21 protein-coding genes and 2 pseudogenes are annotated in these 25,957 nt (G+C 70.6%); 9 read left to right on the forward strand and 14 right to left on the reverse strand.

What is annotated here, in order from left to right; translation table 11 throughout:
* Together OO71_RS49340 and OO71_RS30805 are read right to left on the reverse strand one after the other, a co-directional pair.
* Positions 1 to 288: pseudogene (locus OO71_RS49340) on the reverse strand (transposase); the annotation flags it as partial.
* 257 nt (positions 289 to 545) lie between these two features.
* Positions 546 to 887: an ArsR/SmtB family transcription factor gene (locus tag OO71_RS30805; RefSeq protein WP_033293479.1), complete on the reverse strand. Its 342-nt coding sequence runs from the start codon at positions 885 to 887 to the stop codon at positions 546 to 548.
* Between the two features lie 260 nt (positions 888 to 1,147).
* Here OO71_RS30805 and mgtA point away from each other — a divergent pair, with 260 nt between their 5' ends.
* Genes mgtA through OO71_RS30825 form a run of 4 tightly spaced genes read left to right on the forward strand, consistent with a single transcriptional unit; the run spans position 1,148 to position 7,442 of the window.
* Entirely contained in the window at positions 1,148 to 3,640 is a 2,493-nt protein-coding gene (gene mgtA / locus OO71_RS30810) for a magnesium-translocating P-type ATPase (RefSeq protein WP_033293480.1), read from the forward strand.
* 43 nt (positions 3,641 to 3,683) lie between these two features.
* Entirely contained in the window at positions 3,684 to 4,403 is a 720-nt protein-coding gene (locus tag OO71_RS30815) for an MgtC/SapB family protein (protein ID WP_033293481.1), read from the forward strand.
* Positions 4,404 to 4,405: 2 nt separating this feature from the next.
* On the forward strand, positions 4,406 to 6,139 hold the full coding sequence (locus OO71_RS30820; RefSeq protein ID WP_033293482.1) for an ABC transporter permease: 1,734 nt from the start codon (positions 4,406 to 4,408) through the stop codon (positions 6,137 to 6,139).
* A 25-nt stretch (positions 6,140 to 6,164) separates the two neighbouring features.
* A complete protein-coding gene (locus OO71_RS30825; protein WP_051792475.1) occupies positions 6,165 to 7,442 on the forward strand; it encodes an ABC transporter ATP-binding protein in 1,278 nt (425 codons plus the stop codon).
* Here OO71_RS30825 and OO71_RS30830 read toward each other — a convergent pair.
* The 7 genes from OO71_RS30830 to OO71_RS51335 all read right to left on the reverse strand — a co-directional run bounded on the left by OO71_RS30830 (position 7,423) and on the right by OO71_RS51335 (position 14,315).
* Positions 7,423 to 7,779 carry a hypothetical protein gene (locus OO71_RS30830; protein ID WP_033293484.1) on the reverse strand — a complete coding sequence of 119 codons (357 nt, stop codon included), beginning with the start codon at positions 7,777 to 7,779 and terminating at the stop codon, positions 7,423 to 7,425. The genes OO71_RS30825 and OO71_RS30830 overlap by 20 nt on opposite strands.
* Positions 7,780 to 7,788: 9 nt before the next feature.
* Positions 7,789 to 9,069 (reverse strand): MFS transporter, encoded by a 1,281-nt coding sequence (locus OO71_RS30835; RefSeq protein ID WP_051792476.1) that lies wholly within the window; start codon positions 9,067 to 9,069, stop codon positions 7,789 to 7,791.
* A 32-nt stretch (positions 9,070 to 9,101) separates the two neighbouring features.
* Positions 9,102 to 10,565 (reverse strand): aldehyde dehydrogenase family protein, encoded by a 1,464-nt coding sequence (locus tag OO71_RS30840; protein WP_033293485.1) that lies wholly within the window; start codon positions 10,563 to 10,565, stop codon positions 9,102 to 9,104.
* Positions 10,562 to 12,157 (reverse strand): thiamine pyrophosphate-dependent enzyme, encoded by a 1,596-nt coding sequence (locus tag OO71_RS30845; protein ID WP_033293486.1) that lies wholly within the window; start codon positions 12,155 to 12,157, stop codon positions 10,562 to 10,564. Before OO71_RS30845 ends, OO71_RS30840 begins: the two co-directional genes overlap by 4 nt.
* A 92-nt stretch (positions 12,158 to 12,249) precedes the next feature.
* The gene (locus OO71_RS30850; RefSeq protein ID WP_245633833.1) at positions 12,250 to 13,098 is read right to left on the reverse strand and encodes an IclR family transcriptional regulator; all 849 of its coding nucleotides are present in this window, start codon (positions 13,096 to 13,098) and stop codon (positions 12,250 to 12,252) included.
* A gap of 123 nt (positions 13,099 to 13,221) precedes the next feature.
* The gene (locus OO71_RS30855; protein WP_033293487.1) at positions 13,222 to 13,986 is read right to left on the reverse strand and encodes a nucleotidyltransferase domain-containing protein; all 765 of its coding nucleotides are present in this window, start codon (positions 13,984 to 13,986) and stop codon (positions 13,222 to 13,224) included.
* A 182-nt stretch (positions 13,987 to 14,168) separates the two neighbouring features.
* Positions 14,169 to 14,315: a hypothetical protein gene (locus tag OO71_RS51335; protein ID WP_169776584.1), complete on the reverse strand. Its 147-nt coding sequence runs from the start codon at positions 14,313 to 14,315 to the stop codon at positions 14,169 to 14,171.
* A 79-nt stretch (positions 14,316 to 14,394) separates the two neighbouring features.
* Between OO71_RS51335 and OO71_RS30860 the strand changes: the two genes are divergently transcribed.
* From OO71_RS30860 to OO71_RS30870, 3 genes are all read left to right on the forward strand, one after another.
* The gene (locus OO71_RS30860; RefSeq protein WP_033293488.1) at positions 14,395 to 15,297 is read left to right on the forward strand and encodes an NAD-dependent protein deacetylase; all 903 of its coding nucleotides are present in this window, start codon (positions 14,395 to 14,397) and stop codon (positions 15,295 to 15,297) included.
* Between the two features lie 115 nt (positions 15,298 to 15,412).
* Complete coding sequence (locus OO71_RS30865) at positions 15,413 to 16,237, forward strand: LLM class flavin-dependent oxidoreductase (RefSeq protein ID WP_033293489.1); 825 nt, start codon at positions 15,413 to 15,415, stop codon at positions 16,235 to 16,237.
* Between the two features lie 25 nt (positions 16,238 to 16,262).
* On the forward strand, positions 16,263 to 18,641 hold the full coding sequence (locus OO71_RS30870; RefSeq protein ID WP_033293490.1) for a glycoside hydrolase family 2 protein: 2,379 nt from the start codon (positions 16,263 to 16,265) through the stop codon (positions 18,639 to 18,641).
* A 1-nt stretch (position 18,642) separates the two neighbouring features.
* Here OO71_RS30870 and OO71_RS30875 read toward each other — a convergent pair whose 3' ends face one another.
* The 3 genes and pseudogenes from OO71_RS30875 to OO71_RS46665 form a co-directional block, all read right to left on the reverse strand.
* On the reverse strand, positions 18,643 to 19,845 hold the full coding sequence (locus OO71_RS30875) for a cytochrome P450 (protein WP_033293491.1): 1,203 nt from the start codon (positions 19,843 to 19,845) through the stop codon (positions 18,643 to 18,645).
* Between the two features lie 274 nt (positions 19,846 to 20,119).
* Entirely contained in the window at positions 20,120 to 20,641 is a 522-nt protein-coding gene (locus OO71_RS30880; RefSeq protein WP_033293492.1) for a PadR family transcriptional regulator, read from the reverse strand.
* Positions 20,642 to 20,712: 71 nt separating this feature from the next.
* Positions 20,713 to 21,695, reverse strand: a pseudogene (locus OO71_RS46665) (zinc-binding alcohol dehydrogenase family protein).
* A 66-nt stretch (positions 21,696 to 21,761) separates the two neighbouring features.
* On the opposite strand from OO71_RS46665, the gene OO71_RS30890 reads away from it, so the two are divergent.
* Positions 21,762 to 22,574, forward strand: coding sequence for an LLM class flavin-dependent oxidoreductase (locus tag OO71_RS30890; RefSeq protein WP_156096626.1), 813 nt, complete (start codon positions 21,762 to 21,764; stop codon positions 22,572 to 22,574).
* Positions 22,575 to 22,818: 244 nt separating this feature from the next.
* Here the strand turns inward: OO71_RS30890 and OO71_RS47770 are convergent, their stop codons facing one another.
* Positions 22,819 to 23,412 (reverse strand): SMI1/KNR4 family protein, encoded by a 594-nt coding sequence (locus tag OO71_RS47770; RefSeq protein WP_084145399.1) that lies wholly within the window; start codon positions 23,410 to 23,412, stop codon positions 22,819 to 22,821.
* 690 nt (positions 23,413 to 24,102) lie between these two features.
* Here OO71_RS47770 and OO71_RS30900 point away from each other — a divergent pair.
* Complete coding sequence (locus OO71_RS30900) at positions 24,103 to 24,534, forward strand: STAS domain-containing protein (protein WP_245633834.1); 432 nt, start codon at positions 24,103 to 24,105, stop codon at positions 24,532 to 24,534.
* Between the two features lie 876 nt (positions 24,535 to 25,410).
* On the opposite strand, the gene OO71_RS30905 is transcribed toward OO71_RS30900, so the two are convergent.
* Entirely contained in the window at positions 25,411 to 25,926 is a 516-nt protein-coding gene (locus tag OO71_RS30905) for a bifunctional nuclease family protein (protein ID WP_033293494.1), read from the reverse strand.
* Positions 25,927 to 25,957 lie beyond the last annotated feature (31 nt).

Below are 25,957 nucleotides of genomic sequence, written 5' to 3' on the forward strand. Positions count from 1 at the left end.
CAGCGAATCTTGCCCAGACCGGAACCGTGTTCGACGCCGCGGCGGGCGATCAGCGGGGTGATGCCGCGGGCTCGGACCAGGCGTCGGTACTTGTCGTGGCCGTAGCCGCGGTCGGCGTAGAGCCGCCTGGGCCGCCGGCGTGGCGTGCCGAATGGGCGGGACAGCGTCGAGCAACGGGATCAGCTGGGTGACGTCGTGACGGTGTCCGCCGGTCAGCCTGACGGCGAGCGGAGTGCCGTGCGCATCGGTGATCAGGTGGCGCTTGGAGCCGGGCTTGCGCCGGTCGACGTGGCGCCAGAGACGCCGAACAGGGTCGCGGGCAGCCGGTTCCAGCCGATGCCGGTGCGCACGACCTAGAGGATGCCCTCCAACGCAGACCGGTCATCCGCGCGACTCGACCCGGAAAGCGGAACCGTCACGGACATGCCGGTACCAACGGCTCGCACCCACAGCTCGGCGGTCACGACCTGCTCACCCATCTAGCAATGCTGGAACACCCGACACCGCAACCGAAACCGACATCCCAGCTCATTCTGAACTGATCGCTAAGCCCCCTTGCGCCGGGACCCGCCCTGCAGTTCCTGATGATGCTGCACGGCCAGCTGGACGATGTGCCGCACATGCGGGTCGGCCAGCACGTACACCTGGCGTTTGCCCTCGCGGCGTGCGCGGACGAGACCCGCGAGCTTCAGCTTGCCCAGGTGGTGACTCGCGGTGGGCACCGTCTGCCCGGTCTCCTCGGCGAGCGTGCCGACGTCGCGTTCTCCGTGCGACAGCAGCCAAAGCAGGTGCAGCCGGACCGTGGCGGACAGCAGGCCGAAGGTCGCGGCCGCGTCCTGGAGCACGTCCGGCGGTAAAGGCGGGGGTTCGGGGGGCACAGCGGTCATCCTCTCGGGTCGGTCTCCAGCGTGACCTAGCACCCATCACTTGCGCAAGTGTTTGACTGTTTTCGCGATCTGCGCTCTACTGGTCCTCGGCCGGCGGAAGACCGGCCGATGAGTCTTGCGGAGGAGGTGAGCCGGGTGACCGGCGAAGGAAGTAGTCGGCGCGGCCGCGCCGGAACCAGGGCCGCCATCGTCGTGGCGTAGGTCCGGGTCCCGCGCGGTCCGCTGCCCGGCAGCAGTGACCTCGAGGGACAGGACCTCCCATGACCCGCTTTCGCACCCACGGCGACGCGCCGGTGCTCACCGTTTTCCGGAACCTGGACAGCTCACCCAAAGGCCTCACCGAGGCCGAAGCAGCCGACCGCATGCGCGAGCACGGCGAAAACCGGGTCGTCATCGCACGCCGGACCGCCCGGGCTTGGGCCGCCGCGCGCAGCCCGTTCGTTGCCCTGCTGACCGCGCTCGGCGTGGTGTTCGCCGTGGTCGGCGACCTGCGCGGCGCGGTCACCGTCGGCGTGATGGTCGCGCTCAGCATCGGCTTGCGGTATTGGCAATACGCCCGTTCCGAGCGGGCGATCGACGCAGTCCGCGACCAGATCACCACCACCGTCACCGTCCGGCGGCGCGCGGCGGACGGCTTCCCCGCTACCGCCCGCGAGGTACCCACGGCGGATCTCGTACCCGGTGACGTCGTCCTGCTCGGTCCCGGCGACGTGATCCCGGCCGACGTCCGGATCGTCGCCGCCCGGGACTTCGTCGTGGACCAGTCCGCGCTGTCCGGAGAGGCGCTGCCGGTCCCGAAGGAGCCCGACACCCCGGCACTCGGCTTCGCGGGCACGTCCGTGGTCGGCGGAACGGCCACCACGGTCGTCGTCGCCACCGGCAACGCGACGTATTTCGGTGCGCTGGCGGCACAATCCGCCGAACCGCGCACGGAATCCAGCTTCGACACCGGGGTCCGCCGGGTCGGCTGGACGCTCGTGCGGTTCATGCTCGTGATGGTCCCGATCGTGCTGGTCGTGAACGGCACGGTGACCGGGGACTGGGCGCAGGCCGGGATGTTCGCCGTCGCCGTGGCCGTCGGGCTCACGCCGGAAATGCTGCCGGTGATCGTCACCACGAACCTCGCCCGCGGTGCCGCCGCGCTCTCCCGGCGGCACGTGATCGTCAAGCGGCTCAACGCAATCCAGGACCTCGCGGCGATGGACGTGCTCTGCGTCGACAAGACCGGCACGCTCACCGAAGACCGGATCGCGTACGCGCACAGCGTCGACTACTCCGGGAACCCCGACGGCGAGGCGGCCGAGTACGCCGGGCTCGCCGTGCACTTCCAGACCGACCGGCACGACCGGCTCGACGAAGCCATTGAGACCCTGTTCTCCCACCAGGACGACCTGGTCACCGACGCGCTGTTCACCGGCGTCGGCGAAATCGGCTTCGATCACACGCGGCGCCGGGCGAGCGTGGTCGTGCGGCGTGGCCGCGAGTACCTGCTGATCAGCAAGGGCGACCCGGACGAGATCCTGCCGCGCTGCAGCCACGCGCGGCGCGAGGGCATCGTCACGGATTTCGACGACGCTGCCCGGATCGGCGCAACCGAGCTGGTGCGCGCGTACGCCGAGCACGGCATGCGGGTGCTCGCGGTCGCGGCGCGCGAAGTCACCGCGGGATTCGACGAGCGCGACGAGAACGGGATGGTGCTGGTCGGGTTCGTCGGGTTCGTCGACCCGGTCCGCGACGGCGTCTCCACCGCGGTGAAAGCCCTTGGTGCGCAAGGGGTGGCGCTCAAGATCCTGACCGGGGACAACCAGCACGTCGCCACCCGGGTCGCGGAATCGGCCCGGATCCCGGTCGGCGAGGTCGTGCTGGGGCACCGGATCGAGACGGCTGACGACGCTGAGCTGCGGGAAATCGTCAAGGACACCACCGTGTTCGCGAAGCTCACGCCCGCGCACAAGGCCCGGGTGGTCACGGCGTTGCGGGAGAACGGGCATGCGGTGGGCTTCGTCGGCGACGGCGTCAACGATGTCACCGCGCTGCGGACCGCCGACGTCGGGATCGCCCCGGACACCGCCACCGACGCGGCCAAGGACGCGGCCGACCTCGTGCTGCTCGAACGCGACCTGGGCGTGCTCGCCCGCGGCGTGACCGAGGGACGGCGGACGCTCGGCAACACGCTCAAGTACGTCAACATCACCGCGGCATCGAACTTCGGCAACGTCCTTACGGTGCTCGCGGCAAGCGCGTTCCTCCCGTTCCTGCCCATCCTGCCGATCCAGCTCGTGGTCTCGAACCTGTTGTACGACCTGGCTCAGCTCGCGCTGGCGTGGGACCGGGTGGAGGACGACTACCTGAGCCGCCCGCGCCGCTGGGACGCCCGCGGGCTCACCGGGTTCATGCTCGTGTTCGGGCCGCTGTCGTCGCTGTTCGACCTGGCGACGTTCGCGGTGCTGTGGCATGGCTTCGGCGCGGGCAGCAACCCGCTGTTGTTCCAGACCGGCTGGTTCGTCGAAGGTCTGCTGTCGCAGCTGCTCGTGGTACTGGTGCTGCGGGGCCGGACGATTCGCGCCGCCCGGCCGGTGGTGCTGGCCGCGGCTGCCGCGGCAGTCGCCGGATTGCTGCTGCCGTTGTCCCCGCTCGCGGGAGCGCTGAAGATGCAGTCGCTCCCTCCCGGATATCTCCTGTGGCTGGTTGTCGTGCTGACCGGGTACGCGCTGGCCGCGCAGCTGGTGAAACGCGTCCGCACCTGGTGGTGACCGTCCTTTTCGGACTCGTAAAGGCAAGAAAGTGAGAGCGCAGATGACGACTGCGGAGATGCTGCTGCGCCTTGGCGCCGGTGTGGGCCTCGGCACGGTGATCGGATTCGAACGCCAATTCCGCGCGCGGATGGCCGGACTGCGGACGAACGCCCTGGTCGCGGCCGGGTCGACACTGTTCGTGCTGCTGTCCGCGCACGGGTTCACCGGCGGGAGCGCCGACCCGACGCGGGTGGCCGCGCAAATCGTGTCCGGGATCGGTTTCCTCGGCGCCGGGGTGATCCTGCGCGAGGGACTGACCGTGCGCGGCCTCAACACCGCGGCGACCCTGTGGTGTTCCGCCGCGGTCGGGTCGCTCGCCGGAGCCGGGCTGTACAGCGCCGCCGCTGCGGGCACGGTCGTGGTGATGGCGGTCAACATCGCGCTGCGTCCGCTCGGCCGGGCGGTCGACCGCCGTCCGACGACCGGGCGCGAAACCCCGACGTCGTACACCTTCCTGGCGGTGACCAAAGACGATGCGGAAGCCCATGTCCGCGCTTTACTCGTCCAAGCATTGGCGCGCACCGATTTCGCGTTGCAGTCGATCACCAGCACCAACGCCGACGTTCCTGGCCAGGTTCAGGTACGCGCGGAGCTGTGCGCCGATCAGCGTGACGACAAGCAGATGGAGTCGGCGGTGAGCCGGCTGTCCATGGAACCTGCGGTGACCAGCGTGCGCTGGCAGGCCGAGCTGGCCTACGCCGAACGGGACGGAGACAACTAGACATGCTGCGTACCTTCCCGACCCGCGACGCGCTGGCGCGGCCCCGCCGCACCGCCGCCGACGTGGCCGTGTTCCTCGGCGCCGCCGCGCTCCTGTGGCTGATCGTGCGGCTCGCGCACGGCGCCGACGTGCCGTGGACCCCGGAGACCGGAACGTCCACAGTGTCCACTGACCCGGCCGAACTCCCGTACTACGCCGGGCGTTCGCTGCTGCGGATGTTCGCCGCGCTCGTACTTTCGATCGGCTTCACGTTCGTTTACGCAACGGCCGCCGCACGCTTGCGGCGGGCCGAGAAGATTCTGTTGCCGACACTGGACATTCTGCAGTCGGTGCCGGTGCTCGGGTTCCTGTCGGTGACCATCACCGGGTTCATCGCGCTGTTCCCCGGGTCGCAGCTCGGGCTGGAATGCGCGTCGATCTTCGCGATTTTCACCTCGCAAGCCTGGAACATGACCTTCGCGTTCCACCATTCGCTGGTATCCCAGCCGCGCGACCTCGACGAGGCATCCCGGCTGTTGCGGCTGTCGCGCTGGCAGCGGTTCTGGCGGGTGGACGTGCCGAGCGGAATGATCCCGCTGGTCTGGAACGGCATGATGAGCTTCGGCGGCGGCTGGTTCTTCCTCACCGCATCCGAGGCACTGAGCGTGAACAACCAGAAGTTCGCGCTGCCCGGGATCGGTGCGTACGTCGCCGCGGCGTCCGGCGAGGGCGACCTCGGCAAGGTCCTGCTCGCCGTCGGGGTGATGGTCGTCCTGATCGTCGGGGTCAACGTGCTGTTCTGGCGTCCGCTCACGGCGTGGGCGGAGCGGTTCCGGATCGAGAACTCCGAAGCCGCCGAAGCACCCCGCAGCCTGGTCCTCGACCTGCTGCGCCGCTCGCGGATCCCGGCGCTGCTCGGACGGTTCTTCGGCAAGCTCGTATTCCCGCTCGACCGGGCGCTGGCGGTGTTCGGGCTGGCCGAGTACCCGCTGCGGTTCTCCCCCGCCCGCCGCCGGGCGGCCGACATCGCGTTCACCGTCGTAGTGTTCGGGCTGATCGTCTACGGACTCGTGCGCGCGGTGCAGTTCATCGGCGAGACCACCGGGTACGCCGAGATCGGGCACGTGCTGTTGCTCGGGCTGATCACCTTTGCCCGGGTCGTGACGCTGGTGGTGGTCGGGACGCTCGTGTGGGTGCCCGTCGGGGTGTGGATCGGGATGAACCCGCGGGTGTCGCGGCTCGCCCAGCCGATCGTGCAGGTGCTGGCGTCGTTCCCGGCGAACTTCCTGTTCCCGCTGATCACCGCAGTGCTCCTGGCGACCGGGGTTTCCCTTGACTGGGGCGGCATTCTGCTGATGAGCCTCGGCGCGCAGTGGTACATCCTGTTCAACGTGATCGCGGGCGCCTCGGCGATCCCGCACGACCTGCGCGAGGCCGCGGCGAACCTGCGGCTGCCCCGTGCGCTGTGGTGGCGCCGGCTCGTGCTGCCCGCGATTTTCCCCGGGTACGTCACCGGCGGGATCACCGCCGCGGGTGGCGCCTGGAATGCGTCGATCGTCGCCGAAATCGTGTCCTACCACGGGGTCACGCTCACCGCGACCGGGCTCGGCGCGTACATCAGCGACGCGACCGGGTCCGGGGACGCCGGCCGCATCCTGCTCGGGGTGGCCGTGATGAGCCTGTACGTCGTCGGTCTCAACCGGCTCTTCTGGCGGCGGCTGTACCGCCTCGCCGAGCGCCGGTTCTCCCTGTCCTGACCCCAGTTCCGAGAGGTTGTGTGCCATGTCCGAAGTCCTCGTGTCCGTCGAGCACGTCAGCACGAGCTTTCCCGGGTCGGCCGGGGACGAGCTGCGGGTCCTCGACGACATCACCCTCGACCTGCGCGGCGGCGAGATCGTCGGACTGCTAGGCCGTTCCGGGTCCGGGAAGTCGACGCTGCTGCGCACGATCGCCGGTCTGATCGGCCCGACGCACGGCACGGTGCGTTACCGCGGCGACGAGCTCGACGGAGCCAACCCGGGCGCCGCGATGGTGTTCCAGACCTTTGCCCTGATGCCGTGGCTGACCGTGCAGGACAACGTCGAACTCGGTCTCGCCGCCCGCGGGGTACCCCCGGCCGCCCGGCGGGAACGTGCGTTGCAGGCCATCGATCTGATCGGGCTCGACGGCTTCGAATCCGCGTACCCCAAGGAACTTTCCGGCGGCATGCGGCAGCGGGTCGGGTTCGCCCGCGCGCTCGTGCTCGAACCGGACGTGCTGCTGATGGACGAGCCGTTCTCCGCCCTCGACGTCCTGACCGCGGAAAACCTGCGGACCGAGCTGATGGCACTGTGGCAGCGCGACGATTTCCCGACCAAGGCCGTGTGCATCGTGACGCACAATATCGAGGAGGCCGTGCTGCTCGCCGATCGCGTGCTGGTCCTCGGCACCAACCCGGGCACGCTGCGCGCGGAGGTGGACGTTGACCTCGCGCGGCCCCGCGACCGCAAATCCCCGGCGTTCGCCGCTCTCGTCGACCATCTTTACGACCAGCTGACCGGCCGCGACCCGGCCGCCGTCGAACCCGCACAGGCAACACCGACCGCGCGCCCGCTCCCCCACGCCTCGGTAGGCGGGCTGGCCGGTCTGGCGGAACTGGTGCACGCCCGCGGCGGCCGCGCCGATCTCCCCGACCTGGCTGCGGACCTCAACTTCGAGGTGGACGACCTGCTGCCGCTCGTGGACGCGGCGGCCTTGCTGGACCTGGTGTTCGTGGCCGGTGGCGACCTGCACCTGACCCCGGTCGGCACCGCCTTCACGACCGCCGACATCCAGACGAGCAAGAAGGTCTTCGCCGGTCAGGTCCGCGACCGGGCGCCGCTGGTGCGCACGATCGTCAACGCCCTGACGGCCAGTGCGGGCGGAACACTGCGCGCGGAGTTCTTCCTGGACCTGCTCCGCCGCGGTTTCTCGGCCGCCGACGCACGACAGCAACTGGACACGGCCATCGATTGGGGCCGCTACGCCGAACTGTTCGACTACGACACCGACCGGGACCGGATCACCGTAGCTGCTTCGTGAGGAAGCTGCGCACCGGCAGCAGCAGCCCACCCGCCGACAGCACGATGAAGACCACCTGGTGCACATGGTCCTTGCCGGGCGGCAGCCGGGCGACGAGATGTACCAGCCAGAACACCGGGTAGAACCACAGCACCCACCACGCCCACCGCTCCCGGCGGCGGAACGGGACCAGCGTGATCAGCCCGCCGAACAACCCGGTGCCGATCGAGGCCAGCCCGTCGGCGCGCGTGAGCGCGTCGGCGGGAAACGCGACGGCGACGAGGCCGAACCCGAGGACGCCCGCGCTGACGATCGCCAGGCAGAGCCAGCCGATCCGCATCCGGACGTCCTCGCGCATGCGGTGAATCTACGCCTCGCCGCCCGGAGCGGGAACCGAGTGCGGTGCCGGATTGTCGGCCGGAGCATCCGGGGACGGGTCGCGGTTCACCACCGCGATCGCGGCCGCGCCGATCGCCGCCACCACCGCGAACAGGTAGAACCCCCACGGATAAGCCAGCCCCGCGGACAGCAGGAATCCCGTGACCAGCGGACCCGACATCGCCCCGAAGCGGCCGATTCCGCTTGCCGCACCGAGACCCGTGCCGCGCGCCTCTGCCGGGTACACCCGCGCGATGTACACGTACACCAGCACCTGCGAGCTGAACGTGAAAATCCCCGCCAGCAGCACCCCGGCGTACACGCTCACGCCGGGCAGCTTGATGCTCAGCAACGCCAGGAACACCGCGGCCGCCACGAACCAGGTGATCGTGGAGCGGCGGTACCCGATCCGGTCGGCCACCCGGCCGCCGATCAGGAGCCCGATCACCGCGCCGACGTTCAGCACCAGCAGCAGCGCCAGCGCCGCCCCGAGTTCGTACCCGGCTTCGCGCATGATCTGCGGCAGCCAGGTGTTGAGGCCGTAGACCAGCAGCAGCCCCATGAATGACGTCACCCAGAAGGCGATCGTCGCCCGGCCGTAGCCGTGCCGGAACAGGATGGCGAGCGGGTTGCGCTCGCGAGCCGGCCGCGGGGCCGCCGGCGTGCCGCGGGCTTGTAGCAGCGCCGCGGACTCGGGCAGGAACTTCACCATCAGCGGGACCAGGATCAGCGCCGGGGCCGCCCCGATCACGAACATCCATTCCCAGCCGAACCGTTGTACCACCAGGATCCCGAGCAACGCGGTGAGCACGGCGCCGACGTGGTACCCGGTCATCAGCACCGTGGTCGCGCTGCCGCCGCGGCCGACCCGGGCGTATTCGGTGATCAGCGCCAGCGCCGTCGGCAGCACGCCGCCGAGCCCGAGCCCGGCGAGGAACCGCAGCACGCCGAACAGCCACGGGCCGTTCGCGAACGCGCACAGCAAGGTGAGGATCGAGAAGCTGGTCACCGTCAGCAGCATCATGCCGCGGCGGCCGAACAGGTCGCTGAGCGGGCCGATGGAGAACGCCCCGACCGCCACGCCGAGAAGCCCGACCACCGAGATCAGCGACGCCGTGTTGGGGTCCAGCCCCCAGCTTTTGTCTTTGAGCAGCGCGGGCAGCACCACTCCCAGCACCACCAGGTCGAAGCCTTCGAGCGCCACTGCCGTCCAGCACAGCGGAGCGACCCAGCGGGCGTAACGGGCCCGGGGATCGGCGGGGACAGTCATGGGATCACCTGCGTCGTCGGAGGGGACTGGAGTCAGAACGGGTACTGCGGAAGGTCGCCGCGCACGGTGACCCACTGCGTTTCGGTGAACGCGTCGAGGTTGGCCTGCGCACCCCCGTGCCGCGAGCCGGTGCCGGAATCCCCGACCCCGCCGAACGGCGCGAGGGCCTCGTCGTTGACCGTCTGGTCGTTGACGTGGACCAGACCGGACGGGATCCGGCCGGCCAGCGCGAGGCCACGCGCGACGTCCCGGGTCAGGATGCCCAGTGACAGCCCGTATCCGCTACCGCCGGCCAGGCGGACCGCTTCGTCCACTGTGGAAAACCGCACGACCGGGGCCACCGGGCCGAACACCTCGTCGGCGTAAGCCGGCGCGGTGAGCGGGACATCGGCCAGTACCGTCGGCTGGTAGAACAGGTTCTCGTACGTGCCGCCGGTGGCGATTCGCGCTCCTGCTGCCGCGCTGGCCGTCACCACCGAGTGCACGCGGTCGCGCTGACCTGCATCGATCAGCGGGCCGAGTGCGACTTCGCCGCGAGCCGGGTCGCCGACGGTCAGCTTGGCCGCGTGTTCGGTGAGCGCAGCGGCGTAGTCGTCGGCGATTTCGGCAGCGACCAGGTGCCGTCCGGTTGCCATGCAGATCTGGCCGGAATGGTTGAAGGACCCGAACGCGCCGACCGAGGCGGCTTGCTCGACGTCCGCGTCCGCGAGCACGACCAGCGCCGAGTTTCCGCCGAGTTCGAGGTGCACGCGCTTCAGCCGCTCCCCTGCCACTGCGGCAATCTTGCGGCCCGCAGCCGTCGAACCGGTGAACGCAATCACGCGGACCAGTGGGTCTTCGACCAGCGCCGCGCCGACGTCCGCACCGCCGGGCAAGAGATGGAACAGACCATCGGGCAGCCCGGCTTCCTCGAAGATCCGGGCCAGCACCACGCCGCCGCACACCGCCGTGCGCGGGTCGGGTTTCGCCAGCACCGCATTGCCCAGCGCCAGCGCGGGCGCGATCGCGCGAATGGACAGGATCACCGGCGCGTTGAACGGCGAGATCACCCCGACCACTCCGGCCGGGACGCGGCGGGCCATCGACAGCCGGGGCTGGTTGGACCGCAACAGCTCGCCGTACGGATGCGCGGCCAGCGCGGCAGCTTCGTGGCACTCCTCGGCCGCGACGGCACGGGTCTGGAACTGCGCGAACGCCCTGGTGGCACCGGATTCCCGCACGAGCCATTCGTCGATCTCGTCGCCGTGGTCTTCGAAAAGCCTTGCCGCGCGGCGTAATACGCGTGCCCGATGGTCGTACGGCCGCGCCGCCCATTCCCGCTGCGCTTCCTGCGCGGCCGCAGCGGCCTTCGTCACGTCTGCCGCGGTGGCCGCCCCGACACTCGCGAGCACCTTGCCGGTGGCCGGTTCCACGGCGTCGTACTCACCACCTTCGCTGCGAATCCAGCCGCCGGAGAAGATCCGGCCCTGCCACTGGTTCCCGCTGAGCAACTTCACGGCGTCACCGCCACTTCCAGGACGAGCGGTTCGGCGCGGGCGGCCAGCGTCAGCAGCACCTCATCCAGCGCCACCTCCAGGTCCGCGTAGGTTTCGACCCGCCGGGCCGGGCAGCCGAGCGACTGGGCCAGACCACTCACGCTGACCTCGTCGAACGACGGCCACGGAGCGGGTCCACCTTGGCGCGCGGCGAGTTTGTCCATGATCGCGTACCCGCCGTTGGCCAGCACCACGACCAGCACGCCGACGCCGTAGTGCGCGGCACTCCAGAGCGCCTGGATCGAGTACAGCGACGAACCATCACCGACCACCGCGACCACCGGCCGGTTCGGGCCCGCCATCCGCAGGCCGATCGCGGCCGGTACGGCGAAGCCGAGCCCACCCATGGCCGCACTCAGAAACCCGAGCGGTTCGCGGGCCGGTACCAGGGCATGCAGCAACGGACGGCTCGACGGACTTTCCTCGACCAGCACGACGTCCTTCGGCAACCGGCGCGCCAGCAGGCCGAACACGTGCCCGGGCTCGAGTGGTTCGCCGGGCAGCGGCGGTGCAGGCAGGTCGACCGTGCGCCCGATCCGGCCCGGCCCCGGTTGGCGGGCCGGAACCAGCTCGGCCAGCGGACCGCACACCGCCGACGGCCTCGCCAGCACCGCGAGGTCGGCCGGGCTTCGGTTCGCCTCGGCGGGATCGTCGGTGACGACGGCGATGCGGGTGTCCGGTTCGGTCAGCCGTCCCGGCTCGCGCGGGTACTGGCGGAACACCGGCGCACCGACGGACAGCACCGCGTCGTGCGCGGACAACACCTTCCGCAGCTCCGCGCGACCGGGCGGCAGATGTCCGGCGAACTGCGGATGGTCCTGCGGGAAACCGGCGCGGGCGCCGAAGGCCTCCTGCCACACTGGGCAGGCGAGCCGCTCGGCCAGCGCGGTCAGGCCACGCCACGACTCGGCGTCGTCCGCGCCGGCACCCACGACGAGCACCGGATTGCTTGCCGCGCCGAGGAATTCCGCCAGCTCGGCAAGAACAGCGGGTTCGGCGGCGGTCGCGCGGGTGAGCCGGGCGGGGGCGGGCAGCGGCTCGTCGAGATCGGCGGGCGCGGACCAGTCGTCCATCGGCACGATCACCAGCGCCGGACCACGGTGTTCGCGGGCCTCGTGCCAGGCCCGGGCGAGCGCGCCGGGAACGTCCTGCGGGCGCGGCGGTTCGGCGACCCATACCGGAGCGGGCCGGGCGAGGTCGTCGAGGCGGTCGCCGGTCAGGAACGGCTCCAGCGCAAGGTGCCGCCGGTCCTGCTGCCCGACCAGCACGACCAGCGGCGCCCGGTTGACGCGAGCGGTGGCCAGCGCGCCGACCGCGTTCCCGAGCCCGGCCGTGGTGTGCAGGATCGCGACCGCGGGCCGCTCGTGCGCCAGCGCCCAGCCGGTGGCCATCCCCACGACGGAACCCTCGTGCAGGGCCAGCACGAACTCCAGGTCCTCGGGCAGGTCGGTGAGCAGGGCGATCTCGGTGGACCCGGGATTGGCGAACAGCGTCGTGGCGCCGAACCGGCGTAGCACGTCGAAAGCCGCATCGCGAACGGTGGTGGTGCTCAAGAACTCTCCTCCGGAGCCGGGGTGGGTGGCTCCGGAGTGTCCGCGTTCGCAGACGGCGCGCCCAGCCCGTCTTCCACTGACCGGAAAAGTTTTCAGGCCTGCAATGCGCGCGTGACCCCGAGTGCGGCCATCCGCACCACCGGCACCAGGGGCGAGAGATTCGGCGTACTGCTGGGCACCACCACGGAAATCGCCGCGACGACGTGGTCTCCCGGCCCGCGCACCGGCGCCGCGACGGACGACGCGCCCTCGGTCATCTCATTGCGGGAAATGCAGAAACCCTGCAGCCGGACCTCCGCGAGCACCTCGCGCAGCCGGGCGGGATCGGTGATCGTGCCGCTCGCCCGGCGCTCCAGCCCGGCGGCGAGCACCCCTTCGAGACACTCGAACGGCGCATGCGCGAGCAGCACCTTCCCCGGACCGGCGGCGTGCAACGGCAACCGCAGCCCGACCCGCGACGTGACCACGACGTCCGGATGCGCCTCGAGCTTTTCGAGGTACAGCGCGCGGCCCTCGTCGAGCACCACGAGGTGGACGACCTCGTGGGTCACCTGGAGAAGATCCTGCAGATACGGCAGCGCGACGTCGCGGAGTTCCCGCCCGCCCGGCGCCTGCGCCCCGAGCTGCCACAACCGCAGCCCGATCCGGTACCGCCCGCGCCCGGTGCGTTCGAGCGCCCCCCAGCCGGTGAGCTCGGCGACCAGCCGGTGCACGGTGGCCGGCGCGAGCCCGGTCGCCCGGGTGATCTCGCCGTGGGTCTGTTCGGGACGCCCGTGCAGGAACGAATCCAGCACTGCGAACGCGCGGCTGAGAACCGTGCGCCCGGGTTCGGCGGCGTTGCCGGCGATCGGTGCCTCCGGGGCTGCGGTGAAACGGGACGGGGACTGGCAGTCCATCATCCGCCAGTCCCGCGGACAGGGCAACCCACAGAGTCCGCTCACGACGTGACTGTCCACACTGGACACTCCGCGGCCCCACCCCGCCCAAGTCCGTGAAGGGAACCATCACGGACTCAGATTCCCTCATGGTTCCCTTCACGGACTCAGATTCCCTCATGGTTCCCTTCACGGACCCACGAGCCGCTCCTGCCTGGTCAGCAATGCGCACGCCGTCGCGAATGCGCCCGGCAGGTCGTGCGCCATCCCCGCCACGATGTCGTCCAGCGCACGCAAACCCGCCCGGTCCAGCAACGTCTTCTCGTTCGTCACCCACTCCCCCCGCGCGGCCAGCACCGCATGCGCCGTCTGCATTGCCGCGACGCCCGCCGAAGCCGCGGTCTCGGTGCGCTTGTCGTGCTGGACATACGCGGACCTCGCGTATGTCAGTGTCCGTTCTGCCGCTGCGTGCCAGAAGTCCGGCGCACTTACCCGCAGCAGCTCCGGGTACGACGGTCTCGGCAGCTCGCCCCGCAGGACGCGGTTCAGCGCAAGCTCCGCGACGACCAGGTAACTCGGGATCCCGGCCAGGTGGAACGCGAGCGGCTCCCAGCGGAACCGTCCGGCACGGGCCTCGGCGAGCTCGTGCTCGACCACGTCCAGGTCGCGGTAGTGCACATCCACCGGACGGCCCTCGACGGTGAGCCACGCACCGCCGTTGAACACGCCGCCGCCCCATTCGCCGAGGCCGGACACCGTGCCGGGAAGGCCGAGCGCGCGCAGGTCGTCCGGGTCGAAGGAGCCCCGGTAGTAGACCGCGTAGTCCCAGTCGCTGTCGGCGCGGTGGGTGCCGCTCGCCCGCGACCCGCCCAGCGCGACCGCGGTGACCCCGGGCAGCGCGGCCAGCAGGTCGGCCACGTACCCGGCGAAAGTTTCGTCGTCGTTTTCCGGCATCTGTCCAACCTGCCATGAAACGCCGCCGCGATCCCGCCGTTTTCCCCTCCGGCAGCGGAAACGGCCCGCGCTCTCCCACCCCGACGGGGAGAGCGCGGGCCTTCGCCCACCGGCTGGAGGGTCGGTGTTCCTCCCAAGAACACCGGCCCCTCCGGCCGATGAGCCGCTCGAGACGGTCCGGCTCAGTGCCGCAGCGCGACCGCCACCGGACCGTGAGCCGCCCTGCGCTCCGCCGCTCTGACCGGCGTCCTGGTGCAATACCGCTCCACCCGCTCCATCAGCACGGCGGCGACCATCACGACCAACGGCGTAGCCAGCGCGAACCACATGGTCCACCTGGTACCCATCCGGACCGGAGTCCAACCGTCCTTTCTCCGATCGGGTGATCACCGCCCGTACACTGGGGCTATGCGCACGCGACCGACGCTCACCTGGGCCGGGCCCGCCGAACCCCTGCCGCGCACCGGCACGGTGGCCGACGTGGCGGAGGTCGTCGCCGGGCGAGGCGTCCTCGTGCTCAGCGGGGCCGGGATCTCCACCGAATCCGGCATCCCCGACTACCGCGGCGAAACCGGCAGCCACCGCACGCACACGGCGATGACGTACGGCGAGTTCACCGGCAGCGAAGGCGGCCAGCGCCGGTACTGGGCCCGCAGCCACGTCGGCTGGCGGATGATCGCGCGGGCCACGCCGAACACCGGCCACCATGCGGTTTCCGCGCTGCGGGCAGGCGGCTGGCTGTCCGGGGTCATCACGCAGAACGTCGACGGCCTGCACCGCGCGGCCGGTACGCCGGGTGTCGTCGAACTGCACGGGAACCTCGACCGCGTCATCTGCCTCGGCTGCCGCCGCACCAGTGCGCGCGAAGACCTCGACACCCGGCTCCGCGCGGCCAATCCGGATTTCACCGCGACGGCAAGCCGGGTGAACCCGGACGGCGACGTCGAACTGGCCGAGGACGTCGTCGCCACCTTCCGCACGGTCCCTTGCACCGGCTGCGGCGGCGTGCTCAAGCCGGACGTGGTGTTCTTCGGCGAGAACGTGCCGCGCTCCCGGGTCGAGCGCTGTTACCGGCTGGTCGACGAGGCTTCCGCCCTGCTGGTGCTGGGTTCCTCACTCACCGTCATGTCCGGTCTGCGGTTCGTGCGGCACGCGGCGAAAGCCGGTAAACCCGTCGTGATCGTCAACCGCGGCCAGACCCGCGGCGACGAGCACGCCACCGTCCGGGCCGACCTGCCGCTCGGCCCCGCGCTCACCGAACTGCTGTCCCTGCTGGAAAACGCGTTGCCCGAGGCCACAGCCGGCCGTTAACCTCCGGGTACTCCGACGGAACGGTTCCGGGAAGTACGCCGCAGAGCGAACCGTCCAGCCTCCGAGGCCCAGGAGCGGGCGGCAAACCCGTTTTTGCCGACCCTGGAGATTTCCCATGTACATCGGTATCGGCCTGCCCATCGGCGATCCGGCCGCACTGCTCACCTGGGCCCGGCGCGCGGACGCCGGCCCGTTCCGCACGCTCGGCCTGCTCGACCGGCTCGTGTACGACAATCCCGAACCGCTCACCGCGCTGGCCGTGCTCGCCGGGGCGACCACGCGCATCCGGCTGCAGACCGAGGTCCTGCTCGCCCCGCTGCGTGGCACCGCGTTGCTCGCGAAGCAGGCCGCCACGCTCGACCGGATGTCCGGCGGCCGGTTCGTGCTCGGGCTCGGCGTCGGCGGCCGTGCAGACGACCACCACGCCGCCGAAACCCCGCTGCACGACCGCGGCCGCCGGTTCGCAGAGCAGCTCGCCACCCTGCGTACGCTGTGGTCCGGCGACAGCGTCGGCCCGGCTCCGGTGCGCGAAGGCGGTCCGGAAGTGCTGATCGGTGCCTTCAAACCGGTCGCGCTCGCCCGGATCGCCCGCTGGGGCGACGGGCTTCTCGCCGCCGCCCCGCCGTCGTGGGCAGGCAGCCTTTTCGACACCGTCCGCCGCGACTGGCGCGACCACGGCCGCGAAGGCGAACCGCGACTGGTGGCCCAGGTGAACGTCGCGCTGGGTCCCGACGAAGTCGTCGACGACGCGAAAGCGGCAATGCACGCGTACTACGCCTTCACCGGCACGCCGGAGCGGATGGTCGCCGGAATACTCACCACCGCAAGCGAAATCCGCGCCGCGATCCGCGCCTACCACGACCTCGGCGCCGACGAAGTGATGCTGTACTGCCACGGCCGCGACCCCGACCAGGTCGACCGGCTTGCTGACGTCTGCTGAACGACCGCCGACGTAAGCTCTCGCCATGCAGGACCGGCCCGGTGAGCGCGTCCATCCGCGCCGCAGCTTCCTGCTCGGCGCGGGCGCGGTGGTCGCCGGTTCGGGCGCACTTTCGGCCGCATTGTCCCGTTCCGCGCCCTCGGTGGCGCGGGACGGCTTCGGCGCGGACTGGCTGTTCGGGCCGTTCGTCCCCGGCTGCACCGATCCGGAGTTCGACGACACCTCGCTCGCGCTGGTGTCCGTGCCGCACTGCGTGGTGCCGTTGTCCTGGCAGGACTGGGATCCCGCCGCCTGGCAGCACCTCTGGGTGTACCGGCAGCATTTCCTCGCTCCGGCGGAACTGCGGCGCAACCGCGTTTTCCTGCAGTTCGACGGCGTACTCAGCGCGGCGACGGTGTACCTCAACGGCCGCCGGGTCGCCACCCGCAGCGGTGGCTACCTGCCATTGCGCTGCGAAATCACCGGCATCCTCACCGATCACGACAACGTGCTCGTGGTGGTCGTCGACGGCCGCTGGCAGCAGAACACCCCGCCCGACCTGCCCGAATACCCGAACCCGACGGCGATCGACTTCTACCAGCCCGCCGGGTTGTATCGCGCCGTGCGCCTGACCGGGGCGCCGCAGACCTGCCTGTCCGACGTGTACGCCCAGCAGATCGCCGTCCTCACCCCGAACCGCGAAGTGCTCGTGCACTGCACCGTGGACGCGGCGAAAGCGGTGAAAGGCGCGGTGCAGCTCACCGCGACGCTCAGCCAGGACGGTACGGAAATCGCGTCTTCCCACACCGACATCACCGGACTGCCCAAGGGAACCACCACCGCGACGGTCTCCCTGCAGGGCCTCGGCGCAGCGCGGCTGTGGGACGTGGACGACCCGGTGCTGTCCGATATCCTGGTCACGCTCTCGATCGGCGGCCGGAAAGTGCACACGTACCCGGTCCGCACCGGATTGCGCGACGCCCGGTTCACTGTGGACGGTTTCCGGCTCAACGGGCGGCCGCTCAAGCTGTTCGGGCTCAACCGGCATCAGTGGTACCCGTTCGTGGGCGGCGCAATGCCCGACCGGGTGCAGCGCCGCGACGCCCAGCTGCTCAAGGAACTCAACTGCACGATGGTGCGCTGCTCGCACTACCCGCAGGCGACCGCGTTCCTCGACGCCTGCGACGAACTGGGCCTGCTGGTGTGGGAAGAACTGCCGGGCTGGGACCACGTCGGCGACAGTGCGTGGCAGGAGCTGGCGGTGCGCGACGTCCACGACATGATCGTGCGCGACCGTAACCATCCGTCGATCATCGTGTGGGGCACCCGGGTGAACGAGACGCTGGGCCAATACGCACTGTACGGGCGCACGGACCAGCTCGCCGCCGAACTCGACCCGATGCGGCCGTGCACCGGCGCCGTCGCGGGCGAACGTGGCTACGTTTCGCCGCTGTACCCGGTGAAAGCGGCGGGCGGGGTGTTCTCGTTCAACGACTACAGCCGTCCGCACCCGCCCGGATCACCGCCTCCGCTGCGCCCGCCTCGCCACGGGGTGCCGTACCTGGTCAGCGAAGCGGTGGGCACACTGGTCGGCTCGCCGTACTTCCGGCGCACGGATTCCCTTGCCGTGCAACGAGAACAGGGGATGCTGCATGCCTGGGTGCACGACCACGCGGCGGCCGATCCGCGCTACTGCGGGCTGATCGGATGGTGCGGCTTCGATTATCCATCGGGCTGGTACCACAACTACCGGGGCGTGAAGTATCCCGGCGTCGTCGACTTCTTCCGGATTCCCAAGCTGGGCGCGGGTTTCTACCGCGCCCAGCGCGATCCGGCGCGCGGGGCGGTGATCGAACCGGCCTTCTACTGGGACTTCGGCCCGGGTTCACCGCCGAACGGACCGGGACGCGACGCGATCGTGTGGTCGAACTGCGACGTCCTGGTGGTCACCGTCGCGGGCCGTCGGCCGGTTACGATCCGGCCCGATCGCGAGCGGTTCCCGCATCTGGCGCATCCGCCGTTCACGGTGGACCTGCGGGTGCACGGCCGTCCGGAACTCACCATCGAAGGCCAGGTCGGCGGGCACACCGTGCTACGCAGGCGATTCAGCGCAGATCCGGCGTACGACACGCTTTCCGTCACCGCCGACGACGGCGAGATCACCGCCGACGGCGAAGACACCACCCGGGTCGCGATGCGTTCGCTCGACCGCTATGGCGCGCCGCGGCCCCACCCGCGCGGAATCCTTGCCGTGACCGTCGATGGGCCAGGCGTGCTGATCGGCGACCCGTACCTGGATTTCGCCGCACTGGGCGGCGCGGCCGCGGTGTGGATCCGGTCGATGCGGGGCAATCCCGGTGTTGTGACCGTGACGGCGACCCACCCCTTTCTCGACAGCGGCACTGCCACGATCGCGTCGGTCTGACTCACCACACGACCGGGACCTGCGAAACCCCGCCGGTCAGCCGATTCGACCGCACCTCCAGCTCGCTCGCCGGGACCGCCAGCCGCAAGCGGGGGAAGCGGCGGAACAGCGTCCCGAACACCACCCGCAGTTCGGTCCGCGCCAGGCTGGCGCCGATGCAGAAGTACCCGCCGTAGCCGAAAGCGAGGTGTGCGTTGGGGGTCCGGGCGCCGTCGAACTCGCCCGCGGCGGCGAACACCGCCGGGTCGCGATTGGCCGACGCGGTCGAGATGATCACCGCGTCACCGCGCGGAATCCGGACCCCGCCGAGGTCGACGTCCTCGTGCGCGTACCGCAGCAGCCCCAGCCCGCCGGGCGCGGACATCCGCAGGATCTCCTCCACGGTCGCATGCACGCGCCCCTCGGGATCGGCGGCCAGTGCGTCCCGCCGGTTCAGGTCGGTGAGCAGGAACAACACGCCGAGGTCGATCCGGTTCGAGGTGGTCTCGTGCCCGGCGAAGAGCAGTCCGGCCGCGAGGCGGCCGAGGTCGTCGTCGGTGAACGTGGGGTCGTCTTTCTGGGCCGCGGCGAGGTCGGACACCACGTCGTGACCGGGGTCGGCACGTTTCGCGTCCGCCAGGCCGGACATGTAAGCGGTGAACTCGGCCATCGCGACCTGGGCGTCGCCGCCACTGTCGAGCACGCCGATCCGGTCGGACAGGTCGCGGAACTTCGCCCGGTCGGCGTACGGCACTCCCAGCAGTTCGCAGATCACCAGTACCGGCAAGGGAAACGACAGGTGTTCGTGCAGGTTCACCGGCGTGTTCGTTGCGTCGCGCGCTGCTGCCAAATCGTCGAGACAGCGATCGGCCAGTTCCTGGATCCGGTCGCCGAGCCGCCGCATCCGGTTCGCCGAAAACGCCGGGACCAGCAGCCGCCGCAGCCGCGCGTGCTCCTGCTGCTCGGTGTCGTAGTCGCCCTGCGGCCCGTTGAGGATCGCGGCGTCGGACACCGCGGACGCCTCCTCCGGCGCCGGATGCGAACGGCCGAACCGCTTGTCCGAGAACACTTCCCGCGCCTGGTCGTACGCAGTGACGAGCCACGCCGGGTCCCCTTTGGGCGTGGTCACCGGAACGATCGGCCCCTCCCGCCGCAGCACCTCGTACAGCGGCGCGATGTCCAGCACGTTCGGCCGCGCGAAGGGCAGGCGGGCGGTGGTCGTCATCGGGGGTCCTCCAGCACGTTGGGCCAGGCGAACGGCAGCTTCGCAGTGGTTGTCATCGGGGGTCCTGCAACACTTCGGGCCACGCAATCGGCAACCGGGCAGTGGTCGTGATCGGGGGTCCTGCAGCGACGTTCCGCCGGGCGAACGGCAACCGCGGAGTCATCGTCATCGGGCCCCCTCCACAACACTTCCGGCCACGCAATCGGCAACCCGCGCAACGGTCATCATCACGGCGCCTCCACCACATCCAGCCGCGCGAACCGGGCACCGGCCGTCATCGGGACTCCCCCTCGGCTTCCGCCGCGCGGACGCGCAGCGACGAAATCCAGCGCAGTTCGTCCTCGTCCCGGCGCCCGACTTCCGCCAGCACGAGGCGGCTCCACGGGTCCGTCTGCCCGGCCGCGAGTTTCTCCATCCGCTCCCGGTGCGCGGTCACGGCCTGCTCCTGCGCGTCGAGCACCCGCAGCCGCTCGGCGGGCGTGAGCTCGCCGAACCCCGCCAGCCGCGCGAGGAACTCCGCGGTGTCTCCGGCCAGTTCCGGCGGGAGGTCGGCGAGCAGGTCGTGCAGCATCTCCCGGCCGACGTCGGTGATCGCATAAACGTGTCGCGGCGGACGGCCCTCCTGCGGCTCGGCCGTCCGCGTGACGGCACCGGCCTCGGCAAACCGGCGCAGCGCCGGGTACAGCGAGTTGTTCGACAGCGCCCGCCCGCTGGTTTCCTCGACCTGTTTGCGTAGCTCATAGCCGTGCCACGGCCGCTCGGCGAGCTTCGTGAGCAGCAGCACGTCGATCCACATATAGGTCACCGTAACCTAGGTTCTGGTGACCAGGCAACGGATTTGGTCCGGTTTCCGGGGGAAGATCTCGGTCAGGCGCGCAGCACGGCCGCACCCCTTACGCGTCCCGCGGCGAGGTCCGCCAGCGCACGATCGGCCTCGGCCAGCGGGTACGGCTGGGTCTGCACGTGCAGCCGATGCCGTCCGGCGAAGTCCAGGAACTCCCTCGCGTCGGCGCGGGTGTTGGCGGTGACGCTGCGGATCTGCCGTTCCTGGAACAGATGGTCCTGGTAGTTCAGTTTCGGAATGTCGGTGAGGTGGATCCCGGCTACCGCAAGCGTGCCGCCGCGATCGAGCGCGGCGAGCGCGACCGGGACGAGTTCACCCGCTGGGGCGAACAAGATCGCGGAATCGAGTGGTTCCGGCGGGTCGTCCGGGCTGCTGGCCGAAGTCGCGCCGAGGTCGAGCGCCAGCCGGCGGGCGGCCGCCGACCGCGTCACGACGTGCACCGCCGCCCCGCGCGCAATCGCCACCTGAGCAGCAAGGTGTGCGCTGCCACCGAATCCGTAGACGCCGAGCCGTCCGCCTTCGGGAACCGCAGCGCGCTGCAACGCCCGGTACCCGATCAGTCCCGCGCACAAGAGCGGCGCGAGCTCGTCGTCGGAGTAGCCGCTGGGCAGCTGAAGCGCATATTCCGCCGGGACGACGGCGTATTCGGCATAGCCACCGTCGGCGTCCCAGCCGGTGTACTCCGATTCCAGGCAGAGGTTTTCGTTACCCCGCAAGCAAAAACGGCAGCGGCCGCAGGTGTGCCGCAGCCAGGCGATCCCGATCCGGTCACCGCGCGCGAACCCCGTTCCCCCGGCGACCTCCCCCACCACCTCGTGCCCGGGGGTCACGCCGGGCCGGTGCACCGGCAGATCCCCTTCCGCCACATGGAGATCCGTGCGGCAGACGCCGCACGTCCGCACCCGCACGAGCACCTCGCCCGCGCCGGTTCCGGCACCGGCCCGCGTTCCCGCCGGAGCGGCCCGGTCCCGATCGGGCCCGGTTCACGCACTCGCCACGACCACATTTCCGCCGCCTCCGTTTTTTGTCGGACCCGGAAGATATGGTGCCAGGACGACGAAGAGGGGGACTAATGCAGTACGGGCTCTACCTGCCACCGTTCGGGCCGTTCGGCGATCCGGGTGTGCTCACCGATCTGGCCGTACGCGCGGAAACCGCGGGCTGGGACGGCGTTTTCCTGTGGGATCACGTCGTTCCCGCACAGCCGCCGATCGCCGACCCGTGGACCACGCTCGGCGCGATCGCCCAAGCCACCCGGCGGATCCGCCTCGGGCCGATGGTCACCCCACCGGCCCGGCGGCGACCGTGGGTACTGGCCCGGCAAGCCGCGACGGTCGCCCGGCTGTCGCACGGCCGGCTCGTGCTGGGCACCGGCATCGGGTCCGACGAAACGGGAGACTTCAGCCGGTTCGGCGATCCGGCTGAGCCGGGTGCCCGGTCCGCACGCACGGACGAGGCGCTCGGCATCGTCCGCGCGATGTGGGCCGGAAAGGCCGTGCACCATCACGGTGAGCACTATCGGGTGGAACTGGACGCAACCGAGCCGGAGCCGTACCCGATCCCGCTGTGGACCGCGTGCACCACCACTCATCCGAGAGTGCTCGACCGCGCCGCTGCCAGCGACGGAGTGTTCCCGCTGCCCGGCCCGCACCCGCCGGAACCCGCGACGCTGGCCCGGCTGGTCGCGCGCGTCCGCCCGCCGGACCGACCGTACGACGTTGCGGTGGCAGGCAATGCAAGCCCAGCCTGGGACGAGCCGGTCACCGCCGATCTCGCAGCACTCGCCGACGCGGGGATGACGTGGTGGATGGAATCCCTCATCCACTTCGACCCGCTGGAGCTGTCATTGGCAGTCGTCGACGCAGGCCCGCCGGTCGGGCGATGACGAGAATGGCGGTGAACTCCTGATCCAGGTCCAGGCAACTCAGCCGATGACGACGATGGCCGTGCACTCCTCAGCCGAGTCCGGATCCGCTCCAGCGGACAGCGGCCCACTGGCGCTTGCGGTCGCCGAGGCCGATCAGCGATCACGACGATGGCCGTGCACTCCTCGGCCAAGTCCGGATCCGCTCCAGCGGACAGCGACCTACTGGAGCTGTCACCAGCGGCCGCCGAAGCCAGTCAGCCGATCAGCCGGTAACGATGATGGCCGTGAACTCCTCATCCAGATCCGGATAGCTCCAGCAGAGGGCGCCGTCGGCATCGAAGCACGGGACCTCGCCGTCGGAGTTCTTGCCTGCGGCGAAAGCGGCCGCGATTTCCGTGAGGTAGGCGGCAAAATCCGGCCAGCCCTCGGCGAAGTCCGCGGTGTCGTCCTTGGACCGCCAGCCCACGCGACCGTATCCGGGACCAGGGCGGCAGTCGAGCACGAGCAGGTCGTCATCGAGCTCGGCGAAGGGTAGCCATTGGGCGTGCCACCACCAGTCGTCGTCGGCGTCGTCGCCGAGGTCGTCGGCGGCGGTTTCCACAAGCATCTGCCGCGTCGTCGCGATTTCCGCGAGGGACAGCAGGCGCAAGCCGAAGAAGTCGGTGCTGCCGTGGTCCTGCCCGTCGTGATGCTGCGCCGAATCAGCGAACCCGGCGGGAACTTCGAGGCCGACAGCCTTCTCCAGAGCCGCGATCTGCACCCCCGTCGCCGGGCCACGCTGCGCCCGCGCAGCGGACGGTGCATGCCGCGCCAGCCACCCGTCGATCACCACCCAAGCGGCGGATACGTCTCCCATGCGGTGCAGAATCCCGTCACCCCCGGCAGTTGTCGAGCACGCGAGGTGTGCCCGGAAACCAGAACTGCCCGAACGGACAGCGCGTGGGTTGCCCCAGCAGACCGCAGTCGGGACAGGCTCGCCTCGGAAGTCGGGACCAGGGCACCACCGCCGCTACCCACGGTAAGTAAGTCTGGGACCACTACCCCGTGCACGTCCCGCTTCGGAACCAAGACATCCGGCCACTGCCTCACACATCACGCGCCCTGACCACCGGGCGTTCCCGGAAACCGGGCCAACCCGACCGGACTGCCAACTCCAGGGCCACTCCTGCCCACATCCCATCCGCCCGCACCACCAGACACTCCCGAAACCGGGCCAACCCAACCACCAGCATCCCGCCTTCCGGCAAGCTCGACCGCCAGAGTGGGTAACTCCACCACCAAGCACACCCGGAAACCACGACGACCCGACCGATCACCGTGAAGCACCACCGCGCGGCACCGTCGTGCGCATCCGGCCACCCGGAGTAACCGGTACCGCCGGATGTCCCCCTTCGGCGGCTACCGCGGGGGCCCGGGGAGGGCTACCGTGGAGTGTGGTTGAGCCTCCAGCCACCGTGTTTTCGTCCCGCGCGCCGGGAGTCCCGGTGCCCGGCCGGTCTGGCACACCACCGCGGCCCGGCGTGCGGCTCAGGAGAGAAGTGCCGTGATGACCGCCCCACAGCACATCGGAAGACCTCCCGCCCTGCCGTGGCCGGACCCGACAGGGTCGCTGTACCTGCACGTCCACCGCCCGGCCCCCGGCACCGCCGTCGTCGAGGCGGCCGGGGAAATCGACCTGGCCACCGCGCCGCACCTGGCGGAGGTCGTCGAAGCCCGGCTGCGCAGCACGGTGGGCCTGGTGATCGTCGACCTGCGCCGCACGACGTTCCTCGCCGTAGCCGGTCTCCGCATCCTGCACCGGTTACAACTGCGAGCCGCCGCGGAAGGCGCAGACTTCTACGTCGACCCGGGCGAATGCCCCACAGTCCGGCGGCTGCTCTCCCTGCTGCCCCTGGGCTGCGAACGCCCGGGGTCCGCGGAAGGCCTCACCGAAACAGCACTCCCGAGGCCCGGGGTACGCCACCCTTCGCAGGGGTAGCAGCCGGAGCGGACGACGCCCGCTCGAGTCACCCGGCACCACACGCCGCGAGGCGACTCCGCCCACCAATCGACGACGCACCGACCCGGCTCAAACCGCACCCCGCCACTCACCTGGGCGGACGAGGCACCAGCCGAGCCAGACGTCCCGAAGCAGACCCCTCAACCGCGCACCCTCGACTTTTCAACGGCACCCCGGCCGCGGCGACCCACTCGCCAGGAGGATGACGGGTTCACCCGATTCGAGCCACACCCAGGCCCACCTGCACGCCGCCAGGCAAGCCCGATCGCCGGACGGACGCCACAAGCCCCCGCCTCGGCCGCGAGCCAACCTCGCCCACCAGCCGGACGACATGCCGCTAGGTTCATGCCGCCCCGGGCCGAACGACCTACGGCAAGCCTGCCCCCGCACGCCGGACGGACAACGCCGCCACAGCCGCACACGGTCAGGCAGCCCGCGCATGCCGGACGGGCAACGCGCCCGAACTACCCAGCAAGACAGTCCCCGCACGCCGGGCGGACAACGCACCCGTCAAGCCGCACCCGGCCCGACCCTCGACCCGGAACCGCACACATGACCCGCCCGCTCCAGCCCGAACGCGGCCCGACCACCGCCCACGACCCGGACCCGCGCACAATGACCCGCCCGCTCCAGCGCGAACGCGGCCCGACCACCGCTCACGACCCGGGTCCGTCACCGCACGCAACGACGCGCCCGCTCCAGACCGGACATGGCCCGGTCCAACCTCACGCGGCCCATCAACCAACCGCAGCTCCGCCACGGCACGACCACGGGCACAGCTCCGCCACTCCCCGACCAAACCCACCACGGCCCGAGCACCCCCACCGCAGCCCAACCCCTCCGTCCACAAAGGACTCAAGCGCCTGGGTCGCGGAAATCCTCCGGGCTCACATCGTCCAGCAGGTCACGGAAGCGGCGGATCTCGTCCTCGTCCGGTTCGTCGTCGCCGTCCAGCGCGGACTCGTCGCCCGCGGCTACCGTGACGTCCACCGCTGCCTCGTCCAGTACTGCCTCTGCCACCTCCAGGGGCGCCTGGGTGCGGAGGCCGATCGCGATCGCGTCGCTGGGGCGGGCCGAGATGCGGATGCCGTCGGCCAGTACCAGGTCGGCGTGGAAGATGCTGTCGCGCAGCTGGGTGATTTCCACGCGTTCGACGTGTTGTCCCAGTGCGGACAGCACTTCGATGATCAGCTCCACCGTGCCCGGCCTCGCCGACACGACGTGCTCCTGCGCGGCCGCCAGTTCCTGGGCCTCCGGCGCGCCGATGGTGATCGCCAGCCAGCGGCGCGAACCGGATTCCTCGCGCAGCAGCACCACCGGCGCCGACTCCTGTGCCACCACGGCCAAGCCCTGCACCCGCACGTGCACCATGGGATCACCCCGTTTCCCAGACAGTTCTCCC

Source organism: Amycolatopsis jejuensis (genome assembly GCF_000717335.1).
Lineage (GTDB): Bacteria > Actinomycetota > Actinomycetes > Mycobacteriales > Pseudonocardiaceae > Amycolatopsis > Amycolatopsis jejuensis.